At 42.8% G+C, this 10,986-nt stretch carries 7 protein-coding genes; 6 read left to right on the plus strand and 1 reads right to left on the minus strand.

The annotated features are described in order from the left end of the window. Positions 1-438 precede the first annotated feature (438 nt). From M9189_RS08280 to M9189_RS08305, 6 genes are all read left to right on the plus strand, one after another. A complete protein-coding gene (locus M9189_RS08280) occupies positions 439-5,472 on the plus strand; it encodes a T9SS type B sorting domain-containing protein (protein ID WP_250722277.1) in 5,034 nt (1,677 codons plus the stop codon). Positions 5,473-5,537: 65 nt separating this feature from the next. Next, on the plus strand, positions 5,538-6,572 hold the full coding sequence (locus M9189_RS08285; RefSeq protein WP_250722279.1) for a PorP/SprF family type IX secretion system membrane protein: 1,035 nt from the start codon (positions 5,538-5,540) through the stop codon (positions 6,570-6,572). A gap of 86 nt (positions 6,573-6,658) precedes the next feature. Continuing rightward, positions 6,659-7,612 (plus strand): T9SS type B sorting domain-containing protein, encoded by a 954-nt coding sequence (locus M9189_RS08290; RefSeq protein WP_250722281.1) that lies wholly within the window; start codon positions 6,659-6,661, stop codon positions 7,610-7,612. 3 nt (positions 7,613-7,615) lie between these two features. After that, complete coding sequence (locus tag M9189_RS08295; protein ID WP_250722282.1) at positions 7,616-8,626, plus strand: PorP/SprF family type IX secretion system membrane protein; 1,011 nt, start codon at positions 7,616-7,618, stop codon at positions 8,624-8,626. A 104-nt stretch (positions 8,627-8,730) separates the two neighbouring features. After that, a complete protein-coding gene (locus tag M9189_RS08300; RefSeq protein WP_250722284.1) occupies positions 8,731-9,498 on the plus strand; it encodes a 5'-nucleotidase C-terminal domain-containing protein in 768 nt (255 codons plus the stop codon). Positions 9,499-9,545: 47 nt separating this feature from the next. Then, complete coding sequence (locus M9189_RS08305) at positions 9,546-10,448, plus strand: bifunctional metallophosphatase/5'-nucleotidase (RefSeq protein ID WP_250722286.1); 903 nt, start codon at positions 9,546-9,548, stop codon at positions 10,446-10,448. A 54-nt stretch (positions 10,449-10,502) separates the two neighbouring features. Here the strand turns inward: M9189_RS08305 and M9189_RS08310 are convergent, their stop codons facing one another. Beyond that, a complete protein-coding gene (locus M9189_RS08310; RefSeq protein ID WP_250722288.1) occupies positions 10,503-10,967 on the minus strand; it encodes an Lrp/AsnC ligand binding domain-containing protein in 465 nt (154 codons plus the stop codon). Positions 10,968-10,986: the final 19 nt, after the last annotated feature.

Consider the following 10,986-nt stretch of genomic DNA (forward strand, 5'->3'; position numbering starts at 1 on the left):
TTGATAACTTGAAGAATAGGGTTGGCTTTAATTTATATGCCGAATAGCACAAAAATATACATTTTTACCATCCTTGTACCATCCGACTACTAATTATACGCCTTTCCCCCTAAATAAATGCGTAAAAACGGGGCCTGTAATGTAACTATATGGGCAGAAAAATAGTACAAACATTAACAGACGTGTTACTAAGGATTTTTTGTATGTTTGCCTGTAAAAATTTTAAGAAAAGTCTTAAAATTAAGCACAATTCAGGAGTAAAAACTCCTGAAACACTGGGGGGCGAATGGATATTACGAAAGAGGGTCTTGAAAAAATAAAGGCCTGATTTTGTTGTATCCTGTTGATATTTAGCAGAGTGTCGCCTAAACATCAGTAAACCAACGGGTTGAATTATATAGGGCGATGGTGTTTTGCCTAATCAAACCTACTACCGTCATGAAAAAACTTGTACGACTTTTTTTGGTTTTTTGCGGCATGCTAATGTTGCCGGGTGTTGTTGATGCACAAGTTGACCAAACCTTTTGGTTTGTTGTTCCTGAAACAACCAGGGATCATAATAAGCAACCCGGGGTGCTTAGAATAACAACCTTCGATGAACCGGCTGTTGTGAGTATCTCACAACCGGCTAACCCTGCTTTTGATCCCATTATCCTTAATATTCCGGCCAATACCCAGGTCATGCATGAGTTCTGGGATAGAACAGGTATCCCTTATAACACGATGCTATGGGCTGTTGAAAACGGAACCATGGATGCCCTGACAGGCTATCCACGCGACTGGCCCAATGTTACTGGGAATGACCCTGTTGCAAGTGGACCTGAACAAATCCCGATACTTAAAAAGGGTTTGCTGATAGAGTCCACCAACGGGGCCAATATCTCTGTCTACTATGAGGTAGCCAATGATCAAAACCCTGAACGTTTTAACCTGAAGGGACGTAATGCTCTTGGTACGCACTTTATTATCCCATCACAGAACCGCTTTAAAAACTATTTTGATACTCCCAAAGCAAGAGAAAAGGTTGATATAGTTGCTACCGCAGATGGTACTACGGTAACTTTCTTTTTCGACCCAGCAAGACATGATTTCGTTGGAAAGCCGGCCACAGGTACCAGCTTTACTATCACACTCAACAGGGGTGAGACTTTTTCACTAAGGTCAAACAACAGAACTACCAATGCAAGCCTTGGTGGTATCTTTATTGAATCAAGCAATGATATTGCAGTCACTATATCTGATGACTCAATAATTGAGACTAATTCCTATATCCACTATGACCTTGTAGGTGACCAGTTGATTCCTATTACAAAGGCCGGCACCAGGTATATTGCAATGCACCCATCGCATGGTACCAAATATCAGGGCTACTATGGTAACAAATATGGCCATGATTCAAGGACTGTATCCAACCAGGTATTTATCTGGCCAGTTGGTGATCCAACAGGTATCAGAATCAACGGAGTTGCAGTTAAAAACTCCAATGGAAGTGAATTGTTCCAAAGAGGTGACTCCTATGTGACAAATATCTCAGACAATGGTATCTATATTGAGTCTGACGAACCGGTAATTGTATATCAGATTTCAAGCTACTGTTATGAACTAGGTGGTGGTGTACTTCCTGCGCTTGAATGTACAGGTTCTCGCTCAGTCACTTTCGCAAGGGTTTACGATGCTGACTTCTTTATTCAGATACTTACAAAGAGTAAGAATATCTATGATGAAAATGGTAATCTAAGACTTGAGGCCTACTATCAGACTGCAAGCGGAACCAAAGTTGACATCAGCAATATGATATTCAATGGTGGTACTGTAGGTACTGACAGGTCAGGATTCCAACTTGTCAATAATACAGGAATTACAATAAATGGCGAACAGTGGTACACCTTTGTAAGGTATTTCAGACAAGGTGAAGGCGTTTCTACCGGACTACCTATTACTATCAGGTTCAAACCAACAGCAGAACCAGCATTTGATGAGCTGTTCCATCTTAGCGTCCTTGACGCCAACGGCGCAAGTATGAGCTATGGCTATTTTTCTTCATACAATTCCGTTGCAATAAACGGTCCAAGAGCATTGTGCCGTGGCAACAAGGTTGAACTTAGAACCAATGGAGTAAAGGTTGACTGGTATCACTCATCCGACCCCACTACCCCGTTTGCTACTGATGTTGATTTTGTTTTGGTTGACCGTGCCGGTGAATACTGGGTCGAAGTACTTAACTCATCATGCGAGTCTTCTGACAGAGTTTATATCGACTATATAATTCCTGATTTTGACCTTGGTGATGATATGGCAGTTTGTCCGGGTGATGTAGTTGAACTAGGACTTCCAGATTTTCTGCCATTTGCTGCAGATTACAGGTGGTATGTAAATGGAACTGAAAGAACGGATCTTAGAGGACAGTTCAACTTTTCATATACTGCTGAGGAGCTTACATCTTATGAAGTAGTCCTCCATGTAAGTACAGATGTTGACGGGGTAGTCTGCGAACATGCTGATACGATAAGGGTCACAGTTGGTCCTGAACTAACTATCTCACTTGGAGCCAATGAAGCTGTTTGCGAAGGTTCGGAATTAAGAACTGAATACCGCGAAGGATTATTCTATGAGTGGGCCTTCAACGAAACTGTTGTTTCAGAAGAAACCTATATTATTCCTCAACAACCCGGTGTCTATACTTTGAGAGTATATAATGCTGATGGTTGCGAACTGACACAAAACATCAACGTTGCTATCAACCCATTGCCTGATGTAACGCTGGATGATGTAACCGAATGTCCGGGTGGAAGTGAAACCTTTAGTGTCAACATTCCAGGGGCAACTTACAGATGGCATAACGGAAGCATAACTTCTTCAATTACTGTTACTGAACCCGGAAATATATCTGTTGAAGTAACTGATGCCAATGGTTGTGTTGCTACAGATGAGGCAACTTACGGATGGTGGAATGAAGTGGTATTCAATCTGGATACTGTAGTAGTATGCTATGACAACGTACTGAAAATTGAGATTGATAGCAACTTCATAAACTATGCATGGTTATATAAGGCAGACCCAAGTGCTCCTGGTGATTCAGTTCCTCTACAGGCCAACCAGGTAGCAGTTGATCATGTCTTGACAATCACTGCTGAAGGCGATAATGACAACTGGTCGGGCAGGTATTTTGTAACTGCATATGATCCAGCCCATAATTGTCCTGTATCAGGATACTTCGACTTGATCATTACTCCTCTTCCCGAAATCGACCTGGTTTTTGATCAGACAACTGACGGACGTATGTGCGAAGGAGATACTATAAAAATCGAGTTTAATGATCCATACGGACGTGAATTTAGTGCATATCAATGGAGTTACAGTAAAGACAGTGTTAATTTCACTGACATCCCGGGTGCAATTCAAAGTTGGCTAGTCACCTCTACTGAGGGACACTATCAACTATATGGAAAAATGGAACACAACTGCAGCACTGTAGGTCAAACTGAAGTTAAAGTCGTTAAAGCTCCCATATTTGAAATGGTTGACCAGGAAGCTTGTCCTGACCAGGAAATAGTATTGGGAATTACACCAAACTCGTATATCTCCCATTATCAGGACGAGACAACACCTGAAAGATATGAGTGGATACGTGGTATCAGAGATATGGAAATTACCAGTCAGATGCCAATCTTAAGCACTGCTGCCAGCTACACTGTTGATGGAGACAACCGTGGTTCATACCGTCTGACAGCATTCGATGGCCTGGGTTGCTTTGCTTCTGTTTGGGCTGATGCGACATCACTAAATTCAATCAACGTTGACCTTCAGGATATTACTGTATGCGATAATGAAAGCGTTACTCTTGCTTTACCAGCCGGATTAGCAGGACTTTCCAATTACACCTGGTATGAAGTTCTACCCGGCCTTGAGTTTGAACTGCTGTCAGATGAACCGTTGGCGATCAGTAACCGTAAAGCCGGCACTTACACCTTCAGAGTAGTCATTACTAGTAATGACGGATGTGTAACCAGTGATGACGTTACAGTTACAGTACTGGAAGCTCCTAAGTTTACACTTACTGACGGTGTTGTAGTATGTCCGGGTGAAACAATCACTATCGAATCCAGACCAAGTTATGTAAGCTACTTATGGAATGGAGTTGCCGGCACTAACAGCTACACAGTAAATGCTGCACAAACGCTTACTCTGGAAGTAACCGACAGAAACGGTTGTGTCACTTCCCAAACAGCTCAGATAAGTCTGGGTACTATTCCGAATGTAAGTATTGATGATGTTACTGTATGTCCTGATGAACAGGTAACACTAAGTGTACCTTACTCTGCTGCTGACGGTTATACAATACTGTGGACTCTACCTTCAGGTCGTAGCATCAGGAACCAAAGTTCTATTGAAGCTCTGAGAGGTACCTACAGTGTATCTGTTTATAGTGAATATGGTTGCGAAGGCAGCGACCAGGCTGAGGTAATCTGGAAGGACTTCCCAACAGTATATTTTGGTCCTAACATGGTCGATATTTGTCCGGTAAATCTTCCTGTTGAGATTGAAGCTCAGGGTGATTATGAAAACTGGACCGATATGATCTGGCACGACAATCTGTACAGAGGTCAAAGAAGACGTATTGCAAGCCCCAGTGATACTGTAAACGTGATAAGAGTAGAAAATGCAGACAACTGCTGGTCAACTGCCAGTCAGTCTGTACTTCTGGCCCTGCCTACCTACTATGAGGCAGGTGCTGACCTTGCAGAATGCGAACCAAAGGACGGAGTTCCTTTTAGCACCGAACTGAATGCAGGCGAGTTTGTAATCTATTTTGATTCTACATCTGATGATCCGATAGAGGTGCCTATTACAGGTTACAGATGGTTTAATATGGAAACAGGTGATCAGGTTGGTGATCAGCAGATATTGATGGCTACTGCAGCAGGAAGTTACATGGTTGAAGTATCTGATGGTTGCTGGTTGAATACCGATACATTTAATATAGAGCTGTTCCCGAATCCTGTAATTACCTACCTTGATTCGACTCTGTTCCGTCAAATAGTGGTATTTGCCGAAAACGGAACTGCACCTCTTCAATATGCCCTAAACAATAATGCACCGCAGTCAGATAACGTATTCAAGAATCTACCAAACGGCAATTATACTGTATATGTTATTGACGCCAATGGTTGCGAAGACAGTGAAGCCTTCCTTCTCGAGACAACTCTGAATCTGGAGGTACCCAACTTCTTTACACCCAACAACGACGGCTTTAACGACAGGTGGGAGATTATAGGCATCGAAAAATTACCAGAGTCCATCATCTATATTTATGACCGATATGGAAAACTATTGAGGAAGTACAAGGCTTCAGATCCTGCATGGGACGGAGAATATCTGAATCGTCCTTTGCCATCCGATGACTACTGGTACGTAATTCATCTGTTGCCAATTGATAAATACCTGAAAGGTAATGTTACCTTGAAACGATAATAAACCAAAGAATCCGGGAACCCGAGGGGGTTCCCGGTCTCTAACCCTTAACCGGAATTGTTGTTATGTCGAGACTCAGAATCATACTTGTCACAGGCCTCCTGCTAATAGTTACAATGGCATCTTCACAAAGGTACTTTGTCACTAACCAGTATGTCTATGACATGTTCTTAATGAATCCAGCGGCGGCAGGCTTTAACAGAACATGCGTAAGCGTCAACGGATTTTATCAGCGTCAATGGTTTGGAACCGATCTAGCACCTACCACCCAGCTATTTGCTGCGCAGATGCCTGCTGGTGGTAATGTGGGATCCGGAACTTATATATTCAATGACCGTAATGGTCACAACCGCAAGATGAGTTTGATGCAGGCTTTCTCAGTCGAGATTAAGATTAAGGAAAACCGTAACGGCACCAACACATCACTTGTCTTCGGCCTTGGTGCTTTAATTGAACAGGCCACAGTGGATCAAAGTAACTTTGAGGGAGGTGTCGGTATTGACCCTGTTGTAAGTGGAAACAAGGAAAGCGGTATTGGCTACAACGCCAATACAGGTATGCTGCTTCGTATTGGCAAGTATCACGTGGGGGCTGCTGCAACCAACATTCTACCACAAAACAATCCTCTGTACGACTCAGAATATGAACCGGAACTGCCAGTTGACTTTCACGTACATGCAGGTACCTACTTCAAGTATCCGACACGTGATATCTGGTTTGAACCACAAATATATTACAGGCGCAACTCGCTACAGGATACCAGGCTTGATCTTAATATGAAACTGGATATTCCAACCTTTAATCAAGACTTTTCATTTTGGGGTGTTATTGCTTACAGACGGAATGTGGACTCCAAATTCGGTAAAAGTCTGGGACTCGCCGTTACCGGAGGTATCAATTACAAGGGGATTAATGTGGGACTTGAACACCAGCTCGGACTGACCGGCGCTCAAACACATTATGGAAGTGCCTACCTGCTAGTGTTTGGCTATAATTTCTGCCACGACAAAAAGACTCGTTCTCTTCCATGTTCCGAACGAGATCCAATCGTAAATCCCGACGCAAAGTACAGGAAAAAAGGCGGCTTGTTTAAACGTTAGTCTCTAATTGTTATTTTTGGGCAATTAACAGGGGCAATTTACGTTAATACAAAACCTGCCCAAACCGGGCAAAGATTTGGTATTAGATGAAAAGAACTCTATATACTATACTTTTACTCATATCAATAGCTTCGACGTACGGACAAAATTTGTCAAATGTATCAGTTGAGGGTATTTCCGTGGGTGATATTCAAGCAAATACCCCTGTTATTGCCAACAACGACTTTGCCCGTACTTTTGAGATGACCCCTGTTGAGATTAACATTTCAAAAAATGACTACGGCATAAGTCAGGGAATCTCCAGGATAGATGTTGTAGATGGACCAAAGCGTGGCAAGGCTGTTGTTACCTCATACTATACTATAATTTATACTCCCGGCGAGAACTTCACAGGCAGTGATTCACTGACTTATCAGATATGTAACAACTACAATGAGTGTGGAAGAGCCATGGTCAGAGTGGTTGTTGAAGATTATGACTTTGCCCCTATTGCCCATAATGACACTTTGATCCTGTTTCAGACCAAGAATGTTAAACTGGATGTACTCAAGAATGACGAGTTCCTGTACGATAAACCTATCACACTCGAGATACTCCGTGATTTGAGTAAGGGCACAAGTCAGGTCAGCAGTGAGCTCCTGATTGTTCCTGACTTACGGAGCTACGGACTCGAGACAGACTCAATACTCTATAGGGTCTGTGATGCCGAAGGTGATTGTGATGAAGCCTGGTTGTTTTTAACCGTCAACAAGGAGCCCGAAAGAATATACTTTATCCCTGAAGGATTTTCTCCCAATGGCGACGGTATCAATGACACCTTCAATATTCCCGACTTCCTTAACTTCGCCAATATTGAGATAAACATCTTCAACAGGGCAGGTGTGCTTGTATATGAGAGCAAGGATTGGAACAATAACTGGGATGGAGTGGCCAATACGGGGATCTATAAGGGGAAGCAGATGGAAAGCGGGACTTATTACTATCTTATCGAAATACGGGGATTAGAAAGTTTCAAGGGTTTTGTATATCTGAGCAGGTAAGAGATGACACTTAAAAGATACGGCATAAGCATAGTAGAAAGAACTAGAAGGTGCATAGCGGCAGCTACTATGCTTTTTATTGTACTTAGCCTGTCAGCACAGCAAAATCCATATTTCACCCAACACGCAAACAATCCTCTGTTGATTAACCCGGCATTTGCAGGTGGCAGAAACTCTCTGGCTGTTGATATAGCCACACGACAACAGTGGGTTGGCGTGGATGGTGCTCCCATGACCTTTATGCTCAACACCCATGCTCCCATCAACGAGACAATGATGTCTGCAGGAGCCAGTTTTTATTCAGATATTGCAGGTCCAGTAATGGCCAATCATGCTTCTCTGGCATACTCCTATCTCTTGAAGATCAATCACAGCCATTTTCTTTCGCTGGGTATCAATGGTGGCATCAACAGTTACCGCGTTAAACTCAGTGATATAAAGCTTAACGATGGAAGTGACCCCAACTTTGCAAGCGATATTGAGAATGAGATTACACCATCCTTTGGTGCTGGCTTGATGATATACTCGCCATTATATTACATCGGGTTTTCAATACCAAGGATACTGGCTTCAGAAATAGAATATCCCGACGCAGCAGGCAGGCAGTTCAGATATAACCAGATATATTATATGTCTGCAGGTGCAAATATTGGCATATCTGATTATCACAGTGCAAAGCTGGCCACCCTGTTCAGGTTTGAAGAGGGTATGGAGATGGTTTATGATATTACTGCACTGTACAACTATGATGGGATGCTTACTGCAGGCGGGTCTATCAGACCGGGATATGCAGCCTCGCTGATTCTTGGTGCACAAGTCAACGAAAACATAGGTATTACTTATTCCTATGACTTTCCACTAGGGAGTAAGTCGGTAAACTTATTCAACTTCCAGGAACTCACCCTGTCGATTGACATCCACAGTATTATTTCTCCAAATGTGGACAGGGAATTCTCCTCTCCCAAAGCCAAGTCACGTGACGATGGCAATACCCGCTCAATTAGGTATTTCTAAATCCCGGCTATAATAAGGGATAGCTGGATTTCTGATTTAAATCAATCACCTATAGAAAAACGGTGGTTAATCTTTTTCTATCTTTAGCAGCAAAATTATAGAGTATGAGGCGTCTTGTATTTCAGAGTATTATCCTGGTTTCCCTGATTCTTAGTGCCTGTTCGGGGCGATCCAATTCCCACAGTATCTCATCATGGGAATTTATTTCAATAGACAGCACACTTAAAGGTGATTCAGCCGCTATTGCCTTTATTGAGCCCTACCTGACTCAATTAGATTCCACAATGAATGAGGTAATAGGTTATTCATCAGCAACAATGATTTCCGACAAACCGGAAGGAACTCTTTCATCCCTGGTTGGTGATATAGTTTATAATGCCGGTCTGGAAATATTAAACCAACAAGACATAGAATACGGAAGTACTATGGCACTGGTAAATGTCAGGGGAATACGGGCTCCTCTGCCTGAGGGCGAAGTCAGACTCGTTGATGCCTTCCAGATCATGCCCTTCGACAATAATCTTACTGCCGTTAGGCTGAACGGCAGCCTCCTGAAGGAAGTTTTCGATCACATTGCACACAGATATGGTGAAGGCCTTTCAAACGCCTCATTTACATTATTAGCTGACAGTACTGCGAGTAACATTATAGTGGCAGGTAAAGAACTAAATCCGGAAGAAAGTTACTGGTTGTTTACATCCGACTTCATCGCCTCGGGTGGTGACAAATTCTTTATGTTTCAAAGGGCGGATACCATTATTGCAACCAACATTCCTGTAAGAGACCTGATAATAGAACATATCAAAAAGGAGCATTCTCAGGGAAAAACCCTGATACCTGATACCATGCCCAGAATCATTGTAATAAAGTAAGCTTTTACACGTCTGACAATACTACCGGAGGCAAAAACAGCAAGATTATGACAAGCAGAAGAGATTTTATAAAGCAGGTAGGTGTCGCATCATTGATGCTCGCAGTACCCTCAGTTGTATTATCCGGGAAAAAGAAAAAAATCACAAGGGTTGTGATACTTCATACATCCGATGTTCACAGCCATATAGAACCACTGGCAGCAACCGATCCACGCTATGCCAACAGGGGTGGTTTTGCACGTAGAGCCGAACTTATTGGGAGGACCAGGCTCGAAAACGAGCATGTCCTGCTTTTGGACTCCGGAGATGTTGTACAGGGAACTCCCTACTTCAATCTCTATGGGGGAACTCCGGAAATGGAACTGATGGCACGTATGGGCTACGATGCTGCCACCCTGGGTAATCATGAGTTTGACAAGGGCATGGACCACCTGGCCGGACTTATTAAGCAGACTTCCTTTCCCTTTATTAACTGCAACTACGATGTGAGTGGAACTCCACTTGAGGGTCTCCTTGTGCCCTATAAGATTTTCGAAAAGGGTAATGCACGTATTGGTGTTGTCGGACTGGGCATAGATCTTTCCGGTTTGGTATCTCCGACTTGTCACGCAGGTCTGAAATACCTTAATCCTATTGAAAAAGGAGAAGAAACTGCCAGGTATCTGAAAAAAGAAAAGGATTGCGATATTGTAATAGCCCTCAGTCACCTTGGTCTGGAATCCGACAAAGCCAAAGAGGATGACTTGAAAGTTGCTACAGGGACGAGAAGTATAGATCTGATCCTCGGAGGACATACCCACACCTTTATGAAAGAACCTCTATTTGTCAAAAATGCAGCGGGTAAAGAAGTTATGATAGTTCACTCTGGCGAATTCGGGGTACAGATAAGTCGTATTGAACTGGTTATTGGCGGGGAATCCAAAGCCTCAATGTCTGGTATCAAGGTATAAAAAAAGGGGGTTCCTCCCGGAACACCCTTAATATTTTAAAAAACTTCACTTTGGTTACTCAATAGGTAGCTGACGCTTGAAGGACTCATCAAGTGAGATAATGGTTTCAGTTGATGAAATCCCGGGAATGGCCTGAAGCTTGTCGTGAAGTATCCTCTTCAGATGCTCATTGCTTTGAGCATAAATCTTTATGAAGATGGCGTACTGACCAGTAGTATAATGACATTCCACTACTTCAGGTATCTGCTCCAACATTGCTACTACTTTATCAAAGAGGCTTGCCTTTTTCAGAAATATTCCGATGAAGGCACAGGTGTGAAAACCTATCTTGCCAGGATTAAGAACAAACTCCGAACCCTTGATCACGCCAATATTCACAAGCCTTTGGATGCGCTGATGAATCGCAGCACCTGAGACTTTACACTCACGGGCTACTTCAAGAAATGGAATACGGGCATTCTTAGTGATTAGGGAAAGGATCTTTTTATCTAGGTTGTCTATTTGTACGTTGGTCTCCATGCTTATAATTTAGTAAGTT

Source organism: Xiashengella succiniciproducens, from assembly GCF_023674465.1.
Classification (GTDB): domain Bacteria; phylum Bacteroidota; class Bacteroidia; order Bacteroidales; family Marinilabiliaceae; genus Geofilum; species Geofilum succiniciproducens.